This is a genomic window from Companilactobacillus jidongensis (assembly GCF_003946575.1).
Classification (GTDB): Bacteria; Bacillota; Bacilli; order Lactobacillales; family Lactobacillaceae; genus Companilactobacillus; species Companilactobacillus jidongensis.
Genome location: NZ_RHOP01000012.1, coordinates 46,742 through 70,292, shown reverse-complemented (window position 1 = coordinate 70,292; position 23,551 = coordinate 46,742). Strand labels below are relative to the sequence as shown.

Below are 23,551 nucleotides of genomic sequence, written 5' to 3'. Positions count from 1 at the left end.
AAAAGCCGCTCCTATTTTTATAGAAGCGACTAATCGCGGTACCATTCTAATTTTGTAACAAGCTTACACCTGTCACCTCACCAGGGAGTGCCAGATGCACTCTCCCAGTATGATAATGGATACCAACCATCACATCCTAATCTAATCGACTCGGTGTACCAATCACAGGTCATTTTCGTCTGTAGTTGCGGCCTCATCTCAGCTAATTGAGGCTTTCTGTGCACAACGGTCAAATTACTTCCCCTGATCATATTGTTTCAATATTTATAAAACTTAAATGAAACCCGAATTAATGTTCTAGTTTTCTTACTGCGAAGTCCCCGAGACCTTGAATAACAAAAACTAAAACTAAGATCAAAAGCATGGATACGATGGTAACATCATTTTCAAATCGTTGATAACCAACAGATATGGCCATATTACCAAGGCCACCACCACCAACGGCACCAGCCATGGCAGTTAAACCAATCAAACTAATAGTTGTTAAAGTTCCTGAACGGATAAGTTCTGGGAGTCCTTCTTTCAAATAAACCCTGAAGATTATTTGAATTGGTGATAATCCCATCGCTTCAGCTGCTTCAATTACACCTTGATCAACTTCTACCAGAGCTAATTGAACCTGTCTGGCGAAGAAAGGTGCGGTACCAATAACCAATGGTACCAAGGCACCAGTGGGTCCGATCGTTTGTCCAACAATCAATTTGGTAAATGGTCCGATGACCGCTAGTAAGATAATAAATGGTATGGAACGGAATAAGTTAACCAGTTTATCTAAAGTCGTATAGAAAACCTTATGGGGTGTAATCCCATCATCAGTTGTCACAACTAATAGAATGCCTAAAATAATACCGATAATTCCAGCAAATATTGCACTGACAAACGTCATATATAGCGTCTGTTGAATGGCAACTACAAAACCATTGTCACCTTCCCAGTTAGCTACAACATTGGGTAAGTATGTATTTAAAAAATGTGTCATAAATTATTTACCCTCACTTTCTTTTAAATCAATTTCTTTAACGTTAATTTTCAGATCCGTTAGATATTGAATGGCCTTATCAATCTTATTTTGTTCACCTTCAAGGTCAAACAACATAATACCAACTGTTGTACCTTGCAAGCGTTCAATGTTACTAAAGAGGATATTTGCTTCAATATTGAATTTCTTATACAACTCAATAATGATCGGCTCATTCGTAACATCCCCCATGAAGTTCAACTCAACCAAGTGGCCTGAAATAGAGTCAATGATTCCACTTTCCTTAACTTCATCCAAGACGTTACTGATCTGTGTTGAAGTATTAACAAAGTCCTTAGTAAGCTTCCTCTTAGGATTAGCGAAGATTGTAAGAAGATCCCCTTCCTCAATCAACTTCCCCTCTTCCATGACTGCAACTCGATTACAGATCTGCTTGATTGCATCCATTTCATGGGTAATGATGACGATCGTAATTCCTAACTCTTTGTTCAATCTACCTAACAAACTCAAAATTTCGGTAGTTGTCTTAGGATCTAGCGCACTTGTAGCTTCATCAGAAATCAGTATTTCTGGATCACTAGCTAATGCACGAGCAATGGCAACACGTTGTTTTTGTCCACCAGATAATTGTGATGGATAATTGTTGGCACGATCACTTAATCCAACTAATTCCAGTAGATTATTGACCTTGTCTTTACGTGCCTGCTTAGAAAGTTTGGAATCACGCAATGGGAAGGCTACGTTACCAAAAACAGTTAAAGATCTCATTAAATTAAAGTGTTGGAAAATCATTCCGATATTTTTTCGTGCCTTACGAAGATCTTTGGCACTTAATTCTGTCAACTTTTGGTCATTGACGATTACTTCACCGGCAGTTGGCTTTTGTAGGAGGTTGATAACACGTACTAATGTACTTTTGCCAGCTCCAGAATATCCGATAACACCGAAGACATCACCCTTTTGTACATTGATTGAAACGTCTTTGACAGCTTCGATTGTTTTGCCTTCATTATGAAATGTAACATCAATATTCTTTAGTTGTACTATCCCGTTCTTTTCTACCATAATTACTCCTTATTTATTTTGGCTAAAAATTCATCGAAGAAATCGATAAAGTCCAAATAATCTTTGATACGAATGTTTTCGTTAGGTGCATGTGCTCCACCTTTGGCGTAACTGACACCAATTGAAACGATTGGGGCTTGTGCATACTTATTAACAACATACATTGGACCAGTACCAGGACTGGATGGTAACGTCTCTACTGAATCTTCACCGCCATAGAAGTCCTTAGCAGTTTGAATCAATGTATTAACGATTGGACTATCGAGATCCCAACGATATCCCTTTTCACCTAATAAATACTTAACTGACACATCAGTGAATCCTTGTGATTCCAAATACTTCGTTAACTTATCAAATATATCTTTTGGGTCTTGATTTGGCACTAATCTGAATTCCAATTTTGCTACAGCAGCCTTAGGAGTGACAGTTTTAACACCTTCACCTTCCCAGCCACTACTAATTCCTTCTATATTAACTGTTGGTTTGAAGGTCAAATTATAATTCACAGATTCATTCCTAAGCAACGGAACTTTCAAGCCCCATTTCTCGGTTAAATCAGGTTCAATTGTTTGGGCAACTAATTCTTTTTCACGCTCACTTGGCTCTACAACATCATCATAGAATCCTGGAACTTTAATAGTTCCATCTGTATCGCGTAACGCATCTAGCGCCTTGGTCAATCTCCATGTAGCACTGTCAACAACTGCAGCAAGTGATGAGTGAAGATCAATATCGGCTGATAAGGCTGAAAGTTCGAAACATAGAATTCCTTTGTTACCACCGGTAATACTGAACTGTTCATATTCATTCTTACTTCCGGATTCCCAGATGATCAAGTCACTAGCAAGTTTATCACCGTATTTTTTGAGGTAATCCACTAAGTGTTCACTAGCTACTTCTTCCTCACCTTCGACCAAAAACTTGATGTTGCAAGGTAAGTCGCCATGTTCCTGACGATATATCTTCAATGCAGTGATACGACTGATCAAATCAGACTTACAATCAGAAGCACCTCGTCCGATAAATCTGTCATCCGTGATTTTCAATTCAAACGGATCTGAATTCCATAATCCAATTGGTTCTTCTGGTTGAACATCATAGTGATTGTAGATAAGAATTGTTGTTTGGCTAGGCTTCTCAGGTTTGGCTTCTGCGAATACTACTGGATGTTTATAATCATTCCAGATAGTTGCATCTGCTCCGAAGTCAGTCAACAATTTCCTGAGGAATTCGGCCGTCTCATTAATAGATTGATGCTTTGCGGATACTGATGGTAAAGCAATATATTGCTTCAGTTCTTCGATTGATTCTTGAATCAATGGATCATCTAGCTTTGACATTTGAATTCCTCCTGATTTTTATATTCCTTCTATTATTTAAGATCTACCTTCCAAGCTGGAACTGCGTTGCCACCATAGACCTTCTTAATAGCCTTTTCAACGTTCTTCTTGTGGAAATCTTGGACTACCTTTTTGTAAGTCTTGTTATCTTTATCTTTCTTTTGTGTAGCAATCAAGTTGATCCATGGTTTAGATGCCTTGTTTACTTTTTCTCTGTAAATGGCTTTCTTAGGATTCAACTTGGCATCACTGGCAACATTAGCGTTGACTACTGAAGCGTCGACATCACCAAGTGAACGTGCTGTTTGGTTAGCGTCAAGTAACGTTAATTTCAAGTTAAGCTTATTACTAGTTACATCTTTAACAGATGCAAGCTTCACACCTTTTTTCAATGTAATAAGTCCGGCAGATTGTAATAGTTCAAGAGCTCTGCTTTCATTGGTTGTATCATTTGGAAGTGAAACTTTTGCTCCATCTTTTAGATCACTGAGTGATGTAACTTTGTTCGAATACAATGCCATTGGTTGAATAATAGTTACACCAATTGAAACAAGATCTGTGTGATGTGCTTTGTTCCATGCATCTAAGAAATATTTATGTTGATATGCATTGATATCAAGTTCGCCTTGAGCTAGGGCGGTGTTTGGTTGGTTGTAATCGTTAAATGTCACGATTTTGATATTGATGTTATCCCTCTTGGCATTTTGTTTTACAACTTTCCAGATTGGCTCATCTGATGCACTGATACCCACTTTCACAGTTTGTTCTTTGCTGCTCTGGTTACCACAACCAGCTAATACAAAGATAAATAATGCTGCGAATGCTATTAATAGTAATCTACTTAGTTTCTTGAAATTTTTCATGCGCTTCCCCACCTAATGTTTGTTTTTAACTCATAGTTTTGTATCCCAAGCTGGTACAGCTGAACCACCATAAACCTTCTTAATTTCTTTTGCGACTGCTTTTGTTTGGAAAGCTTTAACAACCTTCTTGTATGTCTTGTTGTCTTTGTCTTTCTTATTAGTTGCAATAAAGTTGATCCATGGTTTAGTACTCTTATTGATTTTTTCTGTATATAAAGCTGCTGATGGCTTCAATTTAGCGTCACTAGCATAGTTACCATTAACAACTGCAACTGTTACATCATCCAATGAACGAGCTGTTTGCGCAGCGTCTAAAAGTGTAAACTTCAAGTTTAGTTTGTTCTCGGAAACGTTCTTGACTGTAGCAAGTTTTGTTTTGTTATCAAGTTTGATGAGTCCAGCATTCTCTAGTAATACCAAAGCTCTACTTTCGTTTGAGGCATCATTTGGTAATGCTACTTTGTCTCCATCTTTCAAATCATTGATACTCTTGATTTTGTTTGAATAAATTGCCATTGGTTGAATAACTGTATTACCAATAGGAACGATATCTGTATGATGTGCTTTGTTCCATGCATCCAAGAAGTACTTGTGTTGATATGCATTGATGTCTAGTTCGCCTTGTGATAAGGCTGTATTTGGTTGATTATAATCACTGAATTCAGTAATTTTAAGATTGATTCCTTCTTTTTTGACTTTTGCCTTAACGATCTTCCAAATTGGAGCATCAGTTGGATTAATACCAACTTTTACGGTTGTGTCTTTGCTTTGGCTACCACAACCAGCTAGTACGAATACGAATAAAGCTGTACAGGCTAGCAATAAAATTCTTGTTACTTTCTTAAATCTTGTCATAATGTTTCCCCCACCTTTAAATACTTTTCTCGTGATCTCTAACAAATACCTATTTCTAACAAACAAAAAAAGCCGCTTCTAAAGACGAACATTAATTGTTCATTTTTAGAAGCGACTTCTCGCGGTACCATTCTAATTCAGGATAAAGTTTACACTTATCCCCTCTACAACGTACGGAATATTAATTCTATACGCGTGTACTGTAAAGGGTACCAACCATTGCCTCTTTATCCGTAAGGACTCAGCGCACCAATCACAGGTCATTTTCGTTCAAGTCCGCGTCCCCTTCTCAGCTACTGAGGCTTTCTGTACTTTGGATATTGAGCTACTTCCCCTGATCAAATTGTTTGAAATAGTTATTTGTTATTAATCGTTGAAATGATAATACAATTTGAAAACGATAATGTCAACAGATAAAATTAATTTCTTTCATTTATTTTTTAATGTTTTCATTTCCAAATCCATGACTTTATTATAGCTAGTTTTTTTGATTTGAAAAGTATTTTTTTATATTTGACCGTTATAACGACCGGTAATCGTTGCTATATCAGCAAATATCACGATTAAATTTATTGCGTGATAAGCCATTTATTCGATTTGATAATTGCTGTTATCAATATAATTATTAGAAATTAAAATATTTTTTCTAATGAAAACAAAAGAAAGCCGCCCAATAGGCGACTCATTAAAATCCATATTAAGAAATGACTTCAACGGATGCACTTGTAACACCATATGAAGGAATTGAAGAACTTGGCATTGCAACATCTAATTGTTGTGAGTTAGAGTTGGCAAATGTACCTGTATCGTTAACAGTTCTGTACATTACAGTACCATCAGCTAATGTGATCTTCAATTGTGTACCCTTAGGGAATACTGATAGATTAGCGGCTACACCACTGTAACCCATGTTTGATCCTAATACGGCTGGATCATAGAAACTAATCTTGAATGTTCCTTGTGAAGTACCTGTTGTAGCAGTTGTTGATTGTGTTGATGTTGTATCCGTAGCAGTAGTTGCTGCTTGAGTAGTTGTATCTGTAGCTGCTGCTGTTGTCGTAGCGGTAGTTGTGTCAGTTGATGCTGTATTTGATGTTGCTGATGGTAGTGTGATTGTTTCACCAGGGTAGATCAAATCAAAACCACCGACTGTTCTACTGTTTGCTTGTTCTAGTGCTGAGATTGTTGTGTTGTTTTCTGCAGCGATACTCTTATATGTATCACCCTTCTCTACTGTAACGTGTGTACTGTCAACTGTAGTAGCGGCGTCAACGGTGTTAGCTGTTGTTGCTCCTAATGCTGTTAAAATGATTGTACTTGCTAATGCGATAGATAATACTTTTTTCATAAATTAAATTACATCCTTATGTTTAGATTGTTTAGCTCTCATTGCTATGGTGCTATACTAACAGCCTTATGTTACATAGCCACCACCTCAGAGTTACAGTTTGGTCGACTTTTGTAATCTTAGTAACATTCCTGCAACAAGAAACGCTGTAGCTACTGATACAATAGGATTCTTAAATTTATGAAAACGTTAAAAGTAATTGTCTTGCTTCATATATTATGCTATACTATTAGACATGCAGAATAAAAGGCATAAGTTTTATCTTAAACTACTAATAATGGTTCTTGCATTAGAGCTTATTGCGTTCAGTCTTAACATGTTCTTTGAACCCAATAAAGTAGCCGCGGGTGGTGCCACCGGTATAGCAATTTTACTATATGAAGGGTGGTCAGTTCCAACGTCTTTATCAGTTTTCATTATTAATATCATTATGTTGATCTTCTCGTATTTCCACTTAGACAAGATTACTACTCTCAAATTGACCTTCGGTAGTTTTCTCCTCCCTGTACTATTATTCATTACTCCAGTCTATAACCTAGTCCCCGGTAACAAAATCCTCGCAATTGTTATCGGAAGTATAACCTTTGGAATCGGATTGGCAGTTTTATACACACTGGATATGTCAAGTGGTGGTACAACCGTTCCACCAATGATCATTCATAAGAATTTTGGAATTGATAAGTACATCAGCTTATTTATTATTGATGGCATCGTCTGTTTAGGAAACATTGCATTAACTGGTATGTTATCGTTCTTCCTAGCAGTTATGTCCGTGGCAATCTCAAGTATGGCCATTAAACTTTGTACTATTATAGAAGATAGATTAGCAACAAATTAATCTACACATAAAAAGAGGTCCAATGACCTATGCTCCAAAACACTGTTTTAGAGTATAGGCCAATAGGCCTCTTTTATTTTGCTATTTTACATTTACCTGACTCTTGCTGGTGACTTCGTCATTAACCAAACTTACTTTGATATAAGCAGTGTTATCATTGATTTTTTCTTCAACATCCGATGTATAAGTCAGTGTTACTATACCGTTTGTTTCGGTATAGTTATCGGGATTACCCAATAGATCGATCACCTGCTCGTAATTATTACCAGTCTTCAATGTTTTAAAATCTTTCATCGTTAAATCATTTTTACGATCAATATCCAATCCCTTAATCGACTTAGCGACCGCTCTACCGTCATGAAAAGTAATATCAATAACGACATCGTCATCCAATCCTTTTAGATTGCTCCAGCTAAGCGTTGCATTATTATTATCTTCAGCATTACTACTAACAACCGCTTTGCCAAACTTGCTGTCCACAGCCTTGTGAGTACTTCCACCAGCACCTAATTTAACTGCATTAAATTTATCAATTATAGATGTTTTAGAATCAACTGTCTTTTTGAACAAATTCTCTTGTGCATATGCATCCGAATCAGCTTTATCTTCATAAGTATTTTCAGCTACATAAGAAGTTGCAGTAATTATAACTAATGCAGCAATCATAGTAAGCCAGAACCATTTTTTATTATAAAAAGGTTTTCTCATCAAAAACACCTCCATACTTATTAGATATAAATCAATTCTAACAAGCATAGAGGCATTTAGCATTATTAACGTACTATCAATAGTTAGTAATCAGCACTTCATCTGTACCGAGTAAATTGGGATGGTAAGACGACGTTGAATAATTAGCATTCAGATGACGAATATTGTACTTGATTGCCCAATCGATCACTGCCCGATTGACATATCCTTTATGTCGAAAGACATTCGACATGGCAAATTTAATATTACGATCATTTAGTGAATCTAAAAAGTCATACAGGTCATTCTCTTGTTCTTGAGTCCAACTACCAAAGCCACGATTACCGTCATTATAAGTTCCATCACTGATCAAATACGGTGGATCAACATACACTAATGAATCTTGGGTTAAGTTGGATGTATCAAAATCACTGAAATAATCTGATGTGAATGTTGCGTCTATCTGATGTAATTGCGTAACAAAATCCCGTAAGTTTTCTCGCATATTATTTGAGAAACGACTACGTTTACGACCAAACGGATTGTTATATTTCATGTCTTGATTAAATCTTATTTGATAATTAAAACTAAACGATGACAAAATGTATAAGTCTAAAGGATTAGGATCCTCATTATAATCATCCCTAAGTTGTAAAAATCCCTTCTCGTTTTCTTTACTCAAATGATACTTCTTGATCTGAGAGTTAATTCGCTCAAGAATTTCATTAAATTCATGCGTCTGGAAATACTTAAACATGTCAATAACTCGATCATTGACATCATTGAAGTAATACTTATCTGCCTTAACATTAATTCCAACATTGGCACCACCACTAAACAAATCGACCATCATATCAATATTCCGTGGAAATTCTGGAATTAACTGTGAAAGCAATTTGAATTTTCCACCAACATAATTTAGTGGACTCTTAATATACTTAGGTTCATCTTTTGGCATTTCGACAGATTGAATCTGTAACAAGTCATTGTCTTCTTGATGCTTGGTTCTAAAATAATATAGCAATTCACACAATTGTTTCTTATTAGTAGAAACTTTTGAATTATATTTTTTGAAGGGAATTTTGATAACTTCGACACTCCCATCAATCGCTACTTCTTTAATCAACGCTGTTAATTCATCTTCTGGGATTATTCCATCCGTCGAATAGCTTAATAAGACATGGGTAAATTTGAGATTATTAAGTAAATCCTCCATAGTAGCCTTAGCGTTGTTTTTAGCAGAATAAGCTGACTTCAAGTCGGTATAATCTCTAACTCCGCTCACACCATGAATCTTAGGATCATCAAACCTAGCGATTGTTTCAAGTAAATGATAGTTCGATCCATATTGTCTAACATTATAGGGTGTATCAATATAAACAATATCTCCGTGGATCTTTTTCACTAGTTCATTCGCGTCTTCATTATAAGCACGATTTTGTTGCTTATTATTATGAATCGTTTGTGGTTCTAGTGTTAACGGCTTACTGGCACGCTTGTCGTTAAAATTCTTCAAGTAAGCTCCATATGTTCCAGTCGTATTTGAAATATAAGGAACAGCTTCAATCAGACATGCTAATAAATAAAAATATTCATTGTCAGTTATATCATTATCATCACGCCACTTTTGAATTGTAGTTCTAACAAGATCGATTCGTTTCGCATTCGCAACCGTGAAATACATTCTCTTGTCTTTGCCAGCTGTGGAATAATTTTTGGTTATAAAATCGCCTTTATAATTCGATACATCATATTGATTAAAATAGTCAAACGGATTATGGATACCAAATTTAAATAATCCTGTAAAATCTGGTTGACTATTCAGAACAATCTCACCCTTAGATAGAGCATATGAGAAATAAAGCAGATCATTAGTCACAATAGAATATCGTGACTTAAAGTACTCACTGACAACATTAGATCCTGAAAAAATATCCGCAAAACTCTTTTCAGAACCATTTAAATGCTTAGTTAGTAACTTATCTATTTGATCTAATAATCGCGTCTTGCTTCCAATAAATCTCATATAATTTCCCTCGTATTCCTTCTACTAATATAATAATAACATGCAAAGGATACTATTCATTTGCTAAATCATTATAAATTCGTTATTATAGTAAGGAACATTTTGGGGATGTTCTGGATTCGACATGTGTGATAGCGTGTAGGCTGCACTTCGGTTTTCGTGTTCCGGAAAAACACACAGTTTATTATAACTGCAAAAAATAATAATTCTTACGCACTAGCTGCCTAAAAACAGTCTAGTCGTGATCCGTCTGATTTTGCTCAAGGGTCAGAGCCGGGTCTCAAATTAATTGAGCTACGTTTGATTTGTCCAGCCTGAACAAGTTAAAAAGAGATTAATCGGGGTTAGCCGCTATGGCTAGCCAAGTTGTGCGGCGTTCATAGTGGCGAAATTCTAAATAGTACAACTATGAGTGTAGAAGTTTACATAGCATTACGCTTGGACAGGGGTTCGATTCCCCTCATCTCCACTAAGCAAAAAATAACCAGTTATATTAAGTGCTGAAAGCACTGATATGACTGGTTATTTGTTTTTATTGATAATTTTAAGAATCGTAAAAATACATGTTTATGGTAGTCAATTTGGTAGTCAAAAAATAATTTACTGGGCGGGCGTTAGTCATCACATTTAATGTGATGACTTTTTATTTATATCAAATCATAAGAATAAATAAAAATTGATATTCAAAAGTGGGCATCTTAATATTTACACATTTTGTAGGTACGTCCTGCGCATCAGCTCAATAATTGAATACAATGAAGGGGGTGTTCCTTGCATCCCTTGTTTTTTATTACTTAACAGTCAAAAGCATCAGTACAAAATCTTCTTAGATTTCCTAACTAAAAACGTCTTAATGGATTAATACCTTGTGCCCTTAATTCACGGTAAATAACACCGATATACCAAAAATCACAAATAATCGTGGGCACAATCAGTACCGCCATGAAACCCGTTGAATCACGAAATGCTGCAGCAATTCCAACAGTCAAACCGGTCCCAATGCACTTAGTGATGGCAATTGTAAATGACTGGCCTTTGATTGGATTATCCACTTGTTTTCTTTGATAGAACTGACTCAAAAATAGAATACTCATAATCAAGTTCTGAGTAAATGCAATAAACTTCGCAACCTCAAAGGTATTCTGATGAAATGAAGGCAAACCAACGAAATACTTAGCCCCTGTAACCATAATTCCAAACGAAACGACCATTCCTATTACTAACATCAAATAGAAGATATTTTTACTAATACCGAATCGTTTTCCGTAATCTCTCGGTCCAAATTTGATCATTGAAACTACAATGCCAATATCCAGAATCATCCAAACGGCATTGATAACAGTTGTCATAAGTGATCCCGCTGGTGGATAAATATAAGCAAATGTCGTTTCCCATGCAAAATTCAAGCATAATGCCGCTAAAGGCATTCCCGGTATCTTATCCTTAAATCCACGGTATACTAATGCTGAGTATGTGATTGTCCATGCAATCCCACTAATTAACGGTAATATATTATTCATCCTTCCACTCCTTATTTCTTGATATTTCCAAGTGTACAGGCGAAGGATGAAATTGAATAGGATTGTGTGACAGTTTGCATTAACATTGTCACATTGAAGGAGAAAGAATGGTCGAATCTAAAGAGCAATTACTTTTTAATACACTTAGTGAATTACACAAAACAACCCCTTTGAGTATGATCTCAGTATCACAATTAACACGGCAGGCTGGTGTGTCAAGGATGTACTTTTATCGACACTACCAGACTTACGACGATATCATCCGTTCACATATATTATATTTATTTAATCGATTCCTTCGCTTAGTCAAAAAATATCATGCCAATGACTCACAAGATACCTGCACGATGTTTTTTAAGGTAATTCAAACAGATGCCCAATCACTAGGTATCTTTATTGTCAATGGTGAGCTAAATTTAGTTCAGAGCACATTCGAACGCTGTTTTACTGAATTACTAATTCAACGTGTGATCACTCCTGCACTACCGGATTCATATGCAACTGCGTTCACAATTGGTGGACTGACTCGATTACTTATTGTCTGGATTCAAGAACCAAATCCTGATTCTCCTGAAAGAATGGGACAAGTTGTTGCAAATTTAGTCCACACATCAAATTATGAGCAAGTTTAGATAAGTCTACATCCCTATTTTGATTTCAAAAAAAATTCCAATACAAGTATCAATATCAAACAAATAATAATCATCGATATATCATCTAAAAAATGTGTGCAAAGGTTCCACCTTCAATCAATATAAACAATCCAAGAATAATATAAACAATTGAAGTAATATATCTTCCCCACTTTTCTAAGACATCCGCAACTTTTGGTATTCTAACTAACAAGTAACCAATATAACAGAACAATGTCAGCATAAAAAAGAATGTAATCAATATTATTATCAAAGTACTCAAACTAGATTGGACAAATATTGGAACATAAATTCCAATATTATCGGCACCACAAGTCGCAATTGTTATCAAAGCCACATTTAAAATCACATTTGATTTTTTCTTCATTCCACTTGCAACGACATCGTCGTCATCACTTTCGCCAAAGAACAATAACTTAATTCCCATAAATATCGGAATCAATCCCAACAAACCAAGTACCCATTCTTCAGGTATAAAACCTAGAACAAATGCCATAATCAAACTACTGATTACTAAGATTGAGGTTCCCAAAATATCTCCAAAATATACCAACCACTTCTGATTTGGTTTGGTCGCTCCAAAGATAACCATCAAAATTATTAAATAGTCTATACTAGTAGATATATAAGCTGTAACACCAGTTAAAATTGCTTTTATCATTTTATTACCTCGTTTCAAATTATTTCATATGATAATATTATCATATGAAATAATCAACATATGTAGGAGGCGTTACTTTGAACAACGTAAAATTAATCGAACCCAAGCTATTAGCAGAGTCACAGAAAATAATGAAGATTCTTAATAATCCTATTCGATTACAAATGCTCAATATCCTCGAGCAAAAGGAAATGAATGTCAGTGAAATTGTTGATTTATTAGGCATTGAACAGTCAGCTGTTTCTCATCAACTAGCACTTTTGCGACAATACCAATTAGTTAGCTCACAAAAAATCGGCAAAGCCAATTATTACAAATTAAGTGATCCACATATTTTGGACGTTATCAATGAAACTCTAGAACATGCTGACCATGTCATGCGCGGTAAAAAACATGGCGAATAAACAAATTTTCCAGCAATGGTGGTTTTGGTTGCTTACATTCATTGTCATTGGAACAGTCGGAGTTTATTTCGTTCAAAATAATCAAAATGTTTCTAAAAATGATAATACTAAAATTGCTAAAATAACGAAAAAGACAAGTAAAACTCCCAAAAAAGAAAAAACTGTAACTGAAAAACGTACACCAGAAGAAGAACAGACTTTCATCGATCGTGCAGCACAAGCTTTCGGACAGCAAGACTCACAAACTATTCAAAAGTATGTCGGTAGCATGTATTCATCTGCTTATATTGATGGGCTCGGTATGACTTACACTTGGAAAACTACTGATGCAAAATACATTAGGGTCGATAATACTGATAATGGCATTACTTCCGTATACTTATACGATGATAATGCAGAAAATCATCTTGGCAAAAATCTTTATCAAGGTGAAACTATCAAACAAATGGCTCCACGCGACACTTACAATCAATAAAATCACATTCCTATAATTCGGCTCAAGTTACACAATATACAATTAATATGTTGATAACGCTTTCGAAATGACATACCCTTATGTTGGAGTTTGTATTTAATTACAATTATTTTTATAAATTCACGGGAGGTTTTTGTATGTCAAAGAAGAAAATCGTTATTGTTGGAGCATCACATGGTGGTCATCAATCAATCATTGAATTATTGAATCGCTACGATGATGTGGATATCACTTTGTTTGAAGCAGGTGATTTCATTTCGTTCATGTCATGTGGAATGGAACTATTCTTGGAAGATAGTGTCACAGATGTTAACGACGTTAGAAACTTCAGCGAGAAGAGTTTCCCACAAGAAAATGTTCATATCATGAACAATCATCTTGTTCAAAAAATAAATGCTGATGACAAAACTGTATCTGTACTAGATTCAACAACTAATGAATCTAAAGACTATGAATATGACAAATTGATTTTGAGTTCTGGAGTAACTCCTAAGTCACTCCCTATTCCCGGAAATAATCTAGAAAATGTTTACCTTATGCGTGGATACGACTGGGCAACTAAGATCAAAGCAAAGTTAAATGATCCCGAAACTAAACACATTACCGTTGTTGGAGCTGGTTATATCGGTATCGAAGCCGCTGAGGCCGCAACTAAAGCTGGTAAAGAAGTCACTTTGATGGACGTTATCGACCGTCCACTTGGTACATATCTTGACGAAGACATGACTTCTATCCTAGAAAAGCATCTCGTTAAAAATGGCGTTGATGTGGTCATGAATGCTCAACTTAAAGAATATGTTGGTGAAGATAAAGTCACTGCTGTTAAAACTAAAACTGGTGAATACCCAACTGACTTGGTAATTCAGGCTGCCGGTGTTAAACCAAATACTGACTGGCTCAAAGGTGTCGTTGATCTAGATGATCGTGGCTGGATCAAGACTGATGAATACTTACGTACTAACGTGCCAGATGTATACGCAATGGGTGATGCCACACTTGCCTATTCCATCCCTGCCGAAACTCACGTACCAATTGCTTTGGCAACCGTTGTACGTCGTGAAGCAAGATACGTTATCAGCCACCTATTCGAAGATACACCAGCTGTACCATTCAAAGGTGTTGTCGGTTCATCTGCTCTCAGCGTTTTCGATTATCACTTTGCCGAAAGTGGCTTGAATTCATTCACTGCCAAACGTGCCGGCGTAAATATTTCCACATCTTTCTACAGCGATACCCTACGTCCAATCTACGTACCTGCTGATAAAGGTAATACCAAGGTTCACGTATACTTAGCATATAATCCCGATAACCATCAAATCTTAGGTGGAGCTGTACTATCCAAGTACGACATCACTGCACAAGGTAACGTCTTAGCATTAGCAATTGAGAACAAATTGAGTCTTGAAGATTTAGCTGATGCGGACTTCTTCTTCCAACCAGGTTTTGACCGTCAATGGAGTTTGTTAAACTTGGCCGCACAACATGCTTTACATGAAGATAAATTTTAGAATATCTAAATAAATCCCTGCATTTACGATAGTAAATACGGGGGTTTTTTTACGTTATACTCAGAAATCAAACGTGTTTCATCAGACTTCCTTTTTTTAATTTTTGAGTTTTCTTTAATAAATACTAAAAACTAAAATTTAATAAAAAAAATTGGTATTATAGATACATATATATAACCAACTTAGGGTCAGGGGTAGAAAAATGAATAATAATTCAAACATGTCTAGAATGTCACTTCGCAGATCACGCAAAAAACCATTTTTTAAAAAATGGTGGTTTTGGTTGATCATTGCTTTAATAGTCATTGCCGGAGTGGGATTCGGATTATTTGGTTACATAAACAATAAAAGCAACAATACCAGTGACAAAAATAAAACGGAAAAAGTTGAAAAATCTAAATCAGCCACTAAGAAAAAATCCACATCTAATTCAGCTAGTGATGGCATAACCTTGGACCAATTCAATAATATTGCCTTAGATTCTGATAACGGAACTTCATGGGATACTATCAAACCAATCTTTGGCACACCAACTAGTCACTCAACTAGTAATGTTCAAGGTATTGACGTCGATGTTCAAACTTGGGATAAAGTCGCCAATGCTGAATCAGGTTCATCGGTTTCAGTTGGATTTGCCAACAATCACGCTATAAGTAAGACAATATCGGGCTTGAAAGTAAAACGTGATAGTAAAATTGATATTCAAAAGTATGCTCAAATCGAAAGTGACCAAAGTACTGCCGATATCGAAAAAATACTGGGTCAACCCAATGCTTATGACGATTCCTCAGTGAACGGAACATCTATCAATAAGCTAACTTATACCTCTGATATCAAGGGTGATTCTGGAGCCAAAATCGTTATCACTTTTACTAACGATAAAGTTACTGAACAAACTCAAAGTGGTGTTAAATAAGGATTTTTTAAATTTTCTTAATATTTGATTACATCAATAATCACAATGGTACAATTCTTTCTGGTGGAATCAGTATAGGCTATCTCCGGGAACTTCGAATGGAGATGGCCTTTTTGTTTATTATAATTAATATCATTACGAAAATATAAACAATATATTGCTTTTTTGACAATAATCATCTACGATGAACTGAACTAATAAAAACTATCGCCAACCACGGCGGTGGTTTTTTTTAAGCGTTTTTAGCGTGGCTTTGAGAGGGGGATTAACATGGAAAAAAACAGAAAATCCATTTATATTTTAATATTTAGTAACTTTTTGATTTGTTTGGGAATCGGATTAGTCATTCCAGTTACACCATTCATCAAAAATGAGTTTCATTATACAACATCACAAATGGGGGTCATGACTTCATTATTTGCTTTTGCACAATTTGTAGCCTCACCTATCGTAGGTAGAATGTCAGATAAAATTGGTCGTAAACCAGTCATTGTCTTTGGACTATTTACTTATATGATCTCAGAATTTATTTTTGCAATTGCAACAACACTACCAATGTTCAACCTATCACGTATTATTGGTGGACTTTCTGCGGCCATGGTTATTCCTACTTCAATGGCACTTGGCTCTGACTTAACAACATTAAAGGAACGTGCCAAAGTTATTGGCTGGTTGTCGGCTGCTTTTAGTGGTGGACTGATCTTAGGCCCTGGACTTGGTGGCATCCTGGCTGGTATCAGTTACAAGACACCATTTTGGGTTGCTGGTGTTCTTGCCATCACCAGTTGCATCTTCACACAGATTTTTCTTAAAGAAGGTAAAGAAACAATTGAAGTTGAACAAAAGGAAGAGGCCAAACTCAACAAAAATAAATCTTCTATTATGTCTATTTTAACTGTTCCAATGGTTGTGCTCTTCGGAATGATCTTAGTCTCATCATTTGGACTTCAAGGATTTGAAAGTATCTACAGTATTTACGTAAACCAAGTTTTCGATTTTGGATTGGGAACGATTGCATTAGTATTGACACTTAATGGTATTATTTCGTTAATATTGCAAGTTGCTGCCTTCAATTGGCTTATCAATAAGATCGGCGAAGTTGGTTTGATCAGTTATTGTTTCCTATTAAGTGCCATTTGTGTTTTCTGGATCACACAAGCACATTCACATGTGTCAGTTATTGTTGCGACTTTGATTATCTTCTCATCATTTGACCTATTACGTCCTGCGATTACAACTTTGTTAACCAAATCAAGTAAATCTAATCAGGGTCTGATCAATGGTATGAATATGTCGTTGACTAGTATTGGTAATGTCATTGGACCTTTGATGTCTGGTGCTTTGATGGATTGGAACACACATTATCCATACATGGTCGTTGCGGTTATCTTAGCAGCCTCATATCTACTGACATTTATTGTTAAACGTTTCCCACTTGCTACAGTGCAAGACTAAAAAAAGACTGAGAAAACTTTCTCAGTCTTTTTTCATCCAAATCATTGTTACTTCAGATTCACCCGTATCTTTGTCAAGTCCTTCTGCTTTAATAGAAAATCCATTAACGCGATAAAAGTTTAATGCTTTGAAATTTTTGACATAACAACTTACTAATAAATCATCGTGATTTTCCTTTGCATAATCAAACAGTTGCTTGCCAATTCCCTGACTGCGATATTCACGTTTAATAAATACTCCAGATACGTAGTTGCCATTCAATCCAATAAATCCAGCAATAGCATCGTCAACTTTATAAACATAGACTTCGGCATCAACAAACTCACGCTTAACCTGTTCCAAATTACTCTTCCAATATTTTGCACTAATAAAATTATGGGCATCCAAATTACCCTCAAGCCAAATATTTGCGACCTGATCAATTTCATCCAGTGTCATGTTTTCAATCATCCTTAAACGATCCCCTAGCCATAAAATATTTAATGTGGTATTATTCTATGATAAATCAATACACCGCCGGGTGTCACTAAAAAAGTATTCTTAATAATTCCGTTAGGCCAAAGAAGGAATTATTAGGGATACTTTATTTTTTTGTAAAAAAATGGAGGTACTATTATGAATTGGATTTATTTAATTATTGCGGGATTGTTTGAAGTCATTTGGGCTTCAATGATGAAATTAAGCCACGGATTCACCAAACTAAATTTTACACTCTTAACCATAATTGGAATGGTTATTAGTTTTGTACTCCTAGCTAAGGCTACCAAAACTCTACCATTAAGCATTGCTTACCCAATTTGGACTGGCATTGGTGCGCTAGGTTCGATTTTAGTCGGCTTCTTCATTTTTGGTGACAAAGTTTCACCTATTACTTGGATATTTATTGCCTTGTTACTAATCAGTATTATTGGAATCAAGCTAACTACTAGCAGCTAATTTCACGGAACATCGAACGATGTCCATGTCAGAACTGTCGAATATGAACCTGCAGGAATGTTGGCATCATCTATATGCATCAACACGCCACAGTCCTTATTCCAACACACTGAATCAATATTATCGTGAATATTAAGATCCTCTTTGGGAACGTCTGAATAATTATTATCTATCGATGTGAAACTGCCATCCGATTTATAATATCGTAATGATACTGGAATAGTTGTTTTCGTGGATTGATCCATAAATTGACTTTCTTGCTTTACTTTAATTTGATGTTCTTTTTTATTTCGCCGCTGATCGTCAATTTCAACTACAGCACTATTCTTGTCATTATAATTGACTCGATTAAGCAGTTGCCCTTCTGTAACGGAAGAAATTTCGCCAAACGAGATATTTCCGGCGGTGATACTTATTTCATTATTAATAAAGTGAACAATAATTTCATTACTAAAATACTCACGAAACATCTCGTCGTCATCGTTACCTTCTCCAGGATCTACTCCAGGAGTTCCCTCAACCGTAGGCTGCGTTACAAATGTTTCTTTTTGATGTACACCATTGATTTTGAATTGAACTACAATTTGCATTTTAGTCTGATCTTCGAATTTTAAATCTTCAATCTGCAAATATTTATGTTTTTTGTCAGAATCATTGAAATGATATTTAATATTCTTTAATGGCGCACCCTCACTTGTACTTCCCTGTACTGAAATAATATCTTTTTTAGTATTAGAAGTATGGAGTGGCAACTTATACTCCGCAAAATTCAAAACCGTTCCATTTGAAATATTTTCAAGATCACTAGTTATAGTTAATTTATCACCCTTTAAAACTTTATCTATGGATTCGCTTGCACCGTTACTCTCAGTGTAAGACTCATTTTCAATTTTACTCTTGATCTCAATATTTGGTTCACCTGCACTCAAGACCCACAAATTAGCTACTCTAGTTTTGAATGAATGTTCCTTGTCTTTAATTGGATCTTTAACAATTACTTTTGCATAAATTTTTCGCTTATCATCCTTTAATCCGGTCGGTTCAATTTTCAGTTTGAAATTTTGTTCCTTTTCCAGAACTATATCTTCTTTATGTGTTTTATCATGCCATTCGATCCAATATTTTTCTGGTAATTCTTTTTTATTAACACCAAATAGTTCAAATGTAGCTGTTTCGCCCGCTTGGACAGTTTGATCATCCAAACCACCACCGACCCGAAGTACCTTTGTATCACTTTTAATTCCATTACCAGAATTAGTGAATACGCCAGTAACCCTTACATCCCCTGATAAGCCTCGCGTATTACCAACGATTTCGCCTGTAATTTTATCCACTTTTGCCAGTTTTTCATTATCACCTGACCATGTAACATTACCAGTTGCATTGTGTGGCGTTACATTTTCTCTAGCAAAAGTAACATTATCAAGATTGTCCATATTATAAATATAATCGTCATCTAGGGTAACTTTGAAATCTTCAGCATCAACATCTTTTTGAATAACATGTACCGCTGATACTCTTGAATAATAAGGTATTCTGAATAAGTTCAATAATGCCCCTGAGGATGCTCTAACTTGATAGTAATATGTCCCCACTTTTTTGGCTTTATATAAATAAGTTTTTTTCTTACCTTCACGTTTGCTTTCTTTTGCGATCATTGTCCAATTTTCTTTGTCAGTTGAATAATACCAACGATAATTGGGGGTTTGATCACGAAGCAATAACACACCAGATAAACGATCCCAAATCGATTCGATAAACTTGGACTTCATCGTAATTGATCTTGATTGTCTAACATACATGTTCTCTAACGGTTGTAGTATGAAACCACCTCTGAACACCATTCCCAATGCTCTAAGTGGCGGTGGACTTGGTTTATGCTTATACACATTATCCCAATCATCGTCCCCGTCATCGCCGTCATCACTATCGTCTCCATCATCACCATCTTCGTCAGCTGCTGATTCAGGCGCATTATTTAGAAGCTCTTCACCCTGGACTTCTAAATTCTTATCGTCAACTTCAATGTTTAACTCCCCTGGATCATTAGAAGCGCCAGCTTTGATTTTAGAATGACTTGCATCATTCGCATCCGCACCAACGACATTAAATCTTGTGATGACCCCTATTAAACAGGATACGATACCAATTAAGACGATCAATCCATATATTTTCTTTTTATACATACATCTTCTCTCTATCCACTCATTTTATGATCAGCCATTATTATCGCTCTCATAATACAAACTACATGTTAAAGTTCTTTGTACACGGTTTCAAAAATGTTTTTTTATATTTCGAACACAAAAAAATAGATACAAATCATTTTCTGATCTGCATCTATTTTCCCCATCAATATCCGTTAATCACTTTCATAAATGGCTTAGTTATTATAAATATATCGTTCGTGAATACAAACACAAATGATTTTATTACTATGTTTGCATTATAAGTTGCTGATTTTATTCGAAAACAAAATATTTTTAAAAATTTCTTTTATAATATAATTTTTTTAATTAAATTTTTATAACAGCTTGTGTTTAGGAATCAGATGATTTTATAATTAAAATGTACAATTTTATGAGAGGGGAAAAAATATGGGGAAAAACTTACGCAATATTTTTACTATTGTAGTTGCGACATTGGGGATTTTTGTGGCGGCTTTGTGCTTTAACTCTACTAAGGTTTCTGCAGCAGCTTATACTAGTGAAGATTTGATTTCTAGTGCACAGATAGTAAATCAAGATAAGACTTATACTTATTCAAATACTGTCGGTGTTCAATATACTTGGGACACTACTGGTACAGGGATTCAAATTAAAGACGGTGATACTTTAACAATGGAATTACCTAATGAATTACGGGCCAAAAGTAGTGCTGGTGTTCCCTTCGATATTTATGATGGAGAAAATAATGTTATTGGGCAAGCTGTTGTTAATAAAGACAACACTGTAACAATTACTTTCAACGAAAATGTCGAAAAATTTGATGATCATACTGGTGAGATCAATATTCTCAATGGTATTGGTATCAGTGATTCAGCCATCGTGGGTAACAATAATGTTGAATTTCCAACGATGAATGGTAATCAATCCAGTAATTTAACTGTGATTGAATCAGAGAATAACATTAGTAAATCAGGTAAACTGACAACTGATGAAAATGGTGATCATATTATCGTTTGGACAATTCTTGCCAATCGACGTGCGCTTGATTTGGACAACATGAATGTTTATGAGGATGTCACACAAAGAGATCCTAACTTGACTTACATCCCTGGTTCAGTTGTCGTTAATAAAGCTCACTGGACGGGAAATAACCAATATCAAAAAGATGAACTTGTTCCTAACAGTGAATATACTTTAAATGAAAATGAAAATGGTTTTCATTTAAATATTCCAGATTCAGCAAATCAAATGTACGCAATAACTTTGAAAACAAAAGTACCCGCAGATTTAGCAACCAACGGCGAATATGTTTTCAAGAATCAAGCGCAAATGACTTGGGGTGAGCCTGGTACTGATGGAGAAACTGTTCGCGAATCAGCCAGCGGTAGTGTTACATCTGATATAACTGGAGATAACTCTGGTTCCGGTTCTGGTAATATCAACGGTGCAGTTAAACTAACGAAAATCAGTGATGATAGCGAAAGTACCTTAGCTGGCGCTGTTTATGACTTGTATAAAGTCGGCAATGATACTCCAATCAAAACTGGTTTAACAACTGATGAAAATGGTCAGATCAATGTTTCTGGACTAACGCCTGGAGATTATTACTTCAAAGAGACTACTCCTCCAAACGGTTATCAATTGAACGACACAGAGATTCCATTCAGAATTTCTGGTAATACTGCTACACCTGTTTCAATTGAAGGTAAAGATGATCCCGTTGGAGAGCAATTAGGATCAATTATTATTCAAAAAATAGATTTGGAAACTGGTGAGAAGTTACCTGGAGCAACATTTGTCATTAAGAGTACTTCAAACCCTAAATTTGAACCTAAGACTGTAACAACAGATGAAAATGGTATCGTACATGTATCTGACTTACCTTACGGTCATTACATCGCTAAGGAAGTTAAAGCTCCTAATGGATACACACTGAATGATAAAACATTTGAATTTGAAATTTCTGCAGAAGATCCTACACCTAGTCTAATTACCTTTGAGAATGAAAAAGATAATGAAGAATTAGTCGACGGTAATTTCTCAGCATCCCTTGTAAAATTCGATACTGACGAAATGGAAAATGATAACTACATCGGTGTCCCCGGTGCTGTTTACGGATTATATGATGCTGATGGAAATATCATCGGAAGTTATATGACAGACAAAAATGGTCATATAACCGTTGATGATTTAGTTCCTGGTAAATATTATTTCCAAGAAACACTACCTCCAAATGGCTATGACCTCAACGATGCTAAAATTGAATTTGAAATCACTGATTCAGATATTGATCTTGGTCATTTAATTACTTCTGATCCGAAAACCACAACAGGTGGCGGTGACGGTGGTAACACTGAGAACCCAGATACTGATGGTAATGGTGGCGGTGGTAACACCGAAAAACCTGGAACAGATGGTAATGGTAATGAAAATAACGGTGGTAACGAAGGTGATGGTGGATTAATCACTAACCCACTTGATCCAGATAATAATAGCAACAATAACAATGGTTCAGGTACTGGTAATACCGTTGATCCATCAAGTCCAAAACCTCCATATGAAGGCAATACTGATGAATCACAAACTTACCTACCACAAACAGGTACTCAATCAGGTATCTTGGTTACTATTGTTGGATTATTAGCATTAACAAGTATTCTTTACTTCAGACGCCGTAAAGTATAAAACAGACTAAGCCTAATGAGTAATTAAATCGGTTCTTTGTCAAATAGTATCGATGAATGATTTTTAACCATAGACATCCTCAATGAGGATGTCTATTTTTCCACCCTTAGTCAAGGTAAAGCTTTGATATAATCATAGAAAAAATAAACCTTTTAATGTCATGCTCAGG

21 protein-coding genes and 1 other RNA gene are annotated in these 23,551 nt (G+C 35.6%); 10 read left to right on the top strand and 12 right to left on the bottom strand.

From position 1 onward, the window contains the following. Positions 1-289 precede the first annotated feature (289 nt). From EKM68_RS08815 to EKM68_RS08790, 6 genes are all read right to left on the bottom strand, one after another. On the bottom strand, positions 290-979 hold the full coding sequence (locus tag EKM68_RS08815; protein ID WP_125589856.1) for a methionine ABC transporter permease: 690 nt from the start codon (positions 977-979) through the stop codon (positions 290-292). 3 nt (positions 980-982) lie between these two features. Continuing rightward, positions 983-2,044 (bottom strand): methionine ABC transporter ATP-binding protein, encoded by a 1,062-nt coding sequence (locus EKM68_RS08810; protein ID WP_125589854.1) that lies wholly within the window; start codon positions 2,042-2,044, stop codon positions 983-985. Between the two features lie 2 nt (positions 2,045-2,046). Next, entirely contained in the window at positions 2,047-3,384 is a 1,338-nt protein-coding gene (locus tag EKM68_RS08805) for a M20/M25/M40 family metallo-hydrolase (protein WP_125589852.1), read from the bottom strand. 32 nt (positions 3,385-3,416) lie between these two features. Further along, positions 3,417-4,247 (bottom strand): MetQ/NlpA family ABC transporter substrate-binding protein, encoded by an 831-nt coding sequence (locus EKM68_RS08800; RefSeq protein ID WP_125589850.1) that lies wholly within the window; start codon positions 4,245-4,247, stop codon positions 3,417-3,419. 30 nt (positions 4,248-4,277) lie between these two features. Continuing rightward, on the bottom strand, positions 4,278-5,102 hold the full coding sequence (locus tag EKM68_RS08795) for a MetQ/NlpA family ABC transporter substrate-binding protein (protein WP_125589848.1): 825 nt from the start codon (positions 5,100-5,102) through the stop codon (positions 4,278-4,280). 697 nt (positions 5,103-5,799) lie between these two features. After that, positions 5,800-6,450, bottom strand: a complete 651-nt coding sequence (locus tag EKM68_RS08790; RefSeq protein WP_125589846.1) for a LysM peptidoglycan-binding domain-containing protein — start codon at positions 6,448-6,450, stop codon at positions 5,800-5,802. Positions 6,451-6,685: 235 nt separating this feature from the next. Here EKM68_RS08790 and EKM68_RS08785 point away from each other — a divergent pair, with 235 nt between their 5' ends. Continuing rightward, positions 6,686-7,288 carry a YitT family protein gene (locus EKM68_RS08785; RefSeq protein WP_125589844.1) on the top strand — a complete coding sequence of 201 codons (603 nt, stop codon included), beginning with the start codon at positions 6,686-6,688 and terminating at the stop codon, positions 7,286-7,288. 81 nt (positions 7,289-7,369) lie between these two features. On the opposite strand, the gene EKM68_RS08780 is transcribed toward EKM68_RS08785, so the two are convergent. Both EKM68_RS08780 and EKM68_RS08775 read right to left on the bottom strand, forming a co-directional pair. Then, the gene (locus EKM68_RS08780) at positions 7,370-7,996 is read right to left on the bottom strand and encodes a DUF3862 domain-containing protein (RefSeq protein WP_164509404.1); all 627 of its coding nucleotides are present in this window, start codon (positions 7,994-7,996) and stop codon (positions 7,370-7,372) included. 76 nt (positions 7,997-8,072) lie between these two features. Next, positions 8,073-10,001 (bottom strand): Dam family site-specific DNA-(adenine-N6)-methyltransferase, encoded by a 1,929-nt coding sequence (locus tag EKM68_RS08775; protein ID WP_125589840.1) that lies wholly within the window; start codon positions 9,999-10,001, stop codon positions 8,073-8,075. A gap of 104 nt (positions 10,002-10,105) precedes the next feature. Between EKM68_RS08775 and ssrA the strand changes: the two genes are divergently transcribed. Then, positions 10,106-10,473, top strand: a transfer-messenger RNA (tmRNA) gene (gene ssrA / locus EKM68_RS08770). A 367-nt stretch (positions 10,474-10,840) separates the two neighbouring features. Here the strand turns inward: ssrA and EKM68_RS08765 are convergent. Continuing rightward, positions 10,841-11,521 carry a transmembrane-type terpene cyclase gene (locus EKM68_RS08765; RefSeq protein ID WP_125589838.1) on the bottom strand — a complete coding sequence of 227 codons (681 nt, stop codon included), beginning with the start codon at positions 11,519-11,521 and terminating at the stop codon, positions 10,841-10,843. Positions 11,522-11,628: 107 nt separating this feature from the next. Between EKM68_RS08765 and EKM68_RS08760 the strand changes: the two genes are divergently transcribed. Further along, complete coding sequence (locus tag EKM68_RS08760; protein ID WP_125589836.1) at positions 11,629-12,153, top strand: TetR/AcrR family transcriptional regulator; 525 nt, start codon at positions 11,629-11,631, stop codon at positions 12,151-12,153. 85 nt (positions 12,154-12,238) lie between these two features. On the opposite strand, the gene EKM68_RS08755 is transcribed toward EKM68_RS08760, so the two are convergent. Continuing rightward, the gene (locus tag EKM68_RS08755; protein WP_125589834.1) at positions 12,239-12,835 is read right to left on the bottom strand and encodes a cadmium resistance transporter; all 597 of its coding nucleotides are present in this window, start codon (positions 12,833-12,835) and stop codon (positions 12,239-12,241) included. Between the two features lie 131 nt (positions 12,836-12,966). Between EKM68_RS08755 and EKM68_RS08750 the strand changes: the two genes are divergently transcribed. The 5 genes from EKM68_RS08750 to EKM68_RS08730 all read left to right on the top strand — a co-directional run bounded on the left by EKM68_RS08750 (position 12,967) and on the right by EKM68_RS08730 (position 17,593). Next, complete coding sequence (locus tag EKM68_RS08750) at positions 12,967-13,239, top strand: ArsR/SmtB family transcription factor (RefSeq protein WP_125589886.1); 273 nt, start codon at positions 12,967-12,969, stop codon at positions 13,237-13,239. Further along, entirely contained in the window at positions 13,229-13,714 is a 486-nt protein-coding gene (locus EKM68_RS08745) for a hypothetical protein (RefSeq protein ID WP_125589832.1), read from the top strand. The genes EKM68_RS08750 and EKM68_RS08745 overlap by 11 nt, the downstream gene beginning before the upstream one ends. Before the next feature lie 137 nt (positions 13,715-13,851). Then, positions 13,852-15,222, top strand: a complete 1,371-nt coding sequence (locus EKM68_RS08740) for an FAD-dependent oxidoreductase (protein WP_125589830.1) — start codon at positions 13,852-13,854, stop codon at positions 15,220-15,222. 202 nt (positions 15,223-15,424) lie between these two features. Beyond that, complete coding sequence (locus EKM68_RS08735; RefSeq protein ID WP_225422988.1) at positions 15,425-16,138, top strand: DUF3862 domain-containing protein; 714 nt, start codon at positions 15,425-15,427, stop codon at positions 16,136-16,138. Between the two features lie 270 nt (positions 16,139-16,408). Further along, entirely contained in the window at positions 16,409-17,593 is a 1,185-nt protein-coding gene (locus EKM68_RS08730; RefSeq protein WP_125589828.1) for an MFS transporter, read from the top strand. Between the two features lie 21 nt (positions 17,594-17,614). On the opposite strand, the gene EKM68_RS08725 is transcribed toward EKM68_RS08730, so the two are convergent. Next, positions 17,615-18,043: a GNAT family N-acetyltransferase gene (locus tag EKM68_RS08725; RefSeq protein WP_125589826.1), complete on the bottom strand. Its 429-nt coding sequence runs from the start codon at positions 18,041-18,043 to the stop codon at positions 17,615-17,617. Between the two features lie 165 nt (positions 18,044-18,208). Here EKM68_RS08725 and EKM68_RS08720 point away from each other — a divergent pair, with 165 nt between their 5' ends. Beyond that, positions 18,209-18,529: a DMT family transporter gene (locus tag EKM68_RS08720; RefSeq protein WP_125589824.1), complete on the top strand. Its 321-nt coding sequence runs from the start codon at positions 18,209-18,211 to the stop codon at positions 18,527-18,529. Positions 18,530-18,531: 2 nt separating this feature from the next. Here EKM68_RS08720 and EKM68_RS08715 read toward each other — a convergent pair whose 3' ends face one another. Then, a complete protein-coding gene (locus EKM68_RS08715) occupies positions 18,532-20,715 on the bottom strand; it encodes a hypothetical protein (RefSeq protein ID WP_125589822.1) in 2,184 nt (727 codons plus the stop codon). A gap of 411 nt (positions 20,716-21,126) precedes the next feature. On the opposite strand from EKM68_RS08715, the gene EKM68_RS08710 reads away from it, so the two are divergent. Beyond that, entirely contained in the window at positions 21,127-23,382 is a 2,256-nt protein-coding gene (locus EKM68_RS08710) for a SpaA isopeptide-forming pilin-related protein (protein WP_125589882.1), read from the top strand. Positions 23,383-23,551 lie beyond the last annotated feature (169 nt).

Excerpts from the sequence above, each read along its gene's own strand:
- EKM68_RS08815 (WP_125589856.1), bottom strand. The coding sequence starts at position 979 with ATGACACATTTTTTAAATACATACTTACCCAATGTTGTAGCTAACTGG.
- EKM68_RS08810 (WP_125589854.1), bottom strand. The coding sequence starts at position 2,044 with ATGGTAGAAAAGAACGGGATAGTACAACTAAAGAATATTGATGTTACA.
- EKM68_RS08805 (WP_125589852.1), bottom strand. The coding sequence starts at position 3,384 with ATGTCAAAGCTAGATGATCCATTGATTCAAGAATCAATCGAAGAACTG.
- EKM68_RS08800 (WP_125589850.1), bottom strand. The coding sequence starts at position 4,247 with ATGAAAAATTTCAAGAAACTAAGTAGATTACTATTAATAGCATTCGCA.
- EKM68_RS08795 (WP_125589848.1), bottom strand. The coding sequence starts at position 5,102 with ATGACAAGATTTAAGAAAGTAACAAGAATTTTATTGCTAGCCTGTACA.
- EKM68_RS08790 (WP_125589846.1), bottom strand. The coding sequence starts at position 6,450 with ATGAAAAAAGTATTATCTATCGCATTAGCAAGTACAATCATTTTAACA.
- EKM68_RS08785 (WP_125589844.1), top strand. The coding sequence starts at position 6,686 with ATGCAGAATAAAAGGCATAAGTTTTATCTTAAACTACTAATAATGGTT.
- EKM68_RS08780 (WP_164509404.1), bottom strand. The coding sequence starts at position 7,996 with ATGAGAAAACCTTTTTATAATAAAAAATGGTTCTGGCTTACTATGATT.
- EKM68_RS08775 (WP_125589840.1), bottom strand. The coding sequence starts at position 10,001 with ATGAGATTTATTGGAAGCAAGACGCGATTATTAGATCAAATAGATAAG.
- EKM68_RS08765 (WP_125589838.1), bottom strand. The coding sequence starts at position 11,521 with ATGAATAATATATTACCGTTAATTAGTGGGATTGCATGGACAATCACA.
- EKM68_RS08760 (WP_125589836.1), top strand. The coding sequence starts at position 11,629 with ATGGTCGAATCTAAAGAGCAATTACTTTTTAATACACTTAGTGAATTA.
- EKM68_RS08755 (WP_125589834.1), bottom strand. The coding sequence starts at position 12,835 with ATGATAAAAGCAATTTTAACTGGTGTTACAGCTTATATATCTACTAGT.
- EKM68_RS08750 (WP_125589886.1), top strand. The coding sequence starts at position 12,967 with ATGAAGATTCTTAATAATCCTATTCGATTACAAATGCTCAATATCCTC.
- EKM68_RS08745 (WP_125589832.1), top strand. The coding sequence starts at position 13,229 with ATGGCGAATAAACAAATTTTCCAGCAATGGTGGTTTTGGTTGCTTACA.
- EKM68_RS08740 (WP_125589830.1), top strand. The coding sequence starts at position 13,852 with ATGTCAAAGAAGAAAATCGTTATTGTTGGAGCATCACATGGTGGTCAT.
- EKM68_RS08735 (WP_225422988.1), top strand. The coding sequence starts at position 15,425 with ATGAATAATAATTCAAACATGTCTAGAATGTCACTTCGCAGATCACGC.
- EKM68_RS08730 (WP_125589828.1), top strand. The coding sequence starts at position 16,409 with ATGGAAAAAAACAGAAAATCCATTTATATTTTAATATTTAGTAACTTT.
- EKM68_RS08725 (WP_125589826.1), bottom strand. The coding sequence starts at position 18,043 with ATGATTGAAAACATGACACTGGATGAAATTGATCAGGTCGCAAATATT.
- EKM68_RS08720 (WP_125589824.1), top strand. The coding sequence starts at position 18,209 with ATGAATTGGATTTATTTAATTATTGCGGGATTGTTTGAAGTCATTTGG.
- EKM68_RS08715 (WP_125589822.1), bottom strand. The coding sequence starts at position 20,715 with ATGTATAAAAAGAAAATATATGGATTGATCGTCTTAATTGGTATCGTA.
- EKM68_RS08710 (WP_125589882.1), top strand. The coding sequence starts at position 21,127 with ATGGGGAAAAACTTACGCAATATTTTTACTATTGTAGTTGCGACATTG.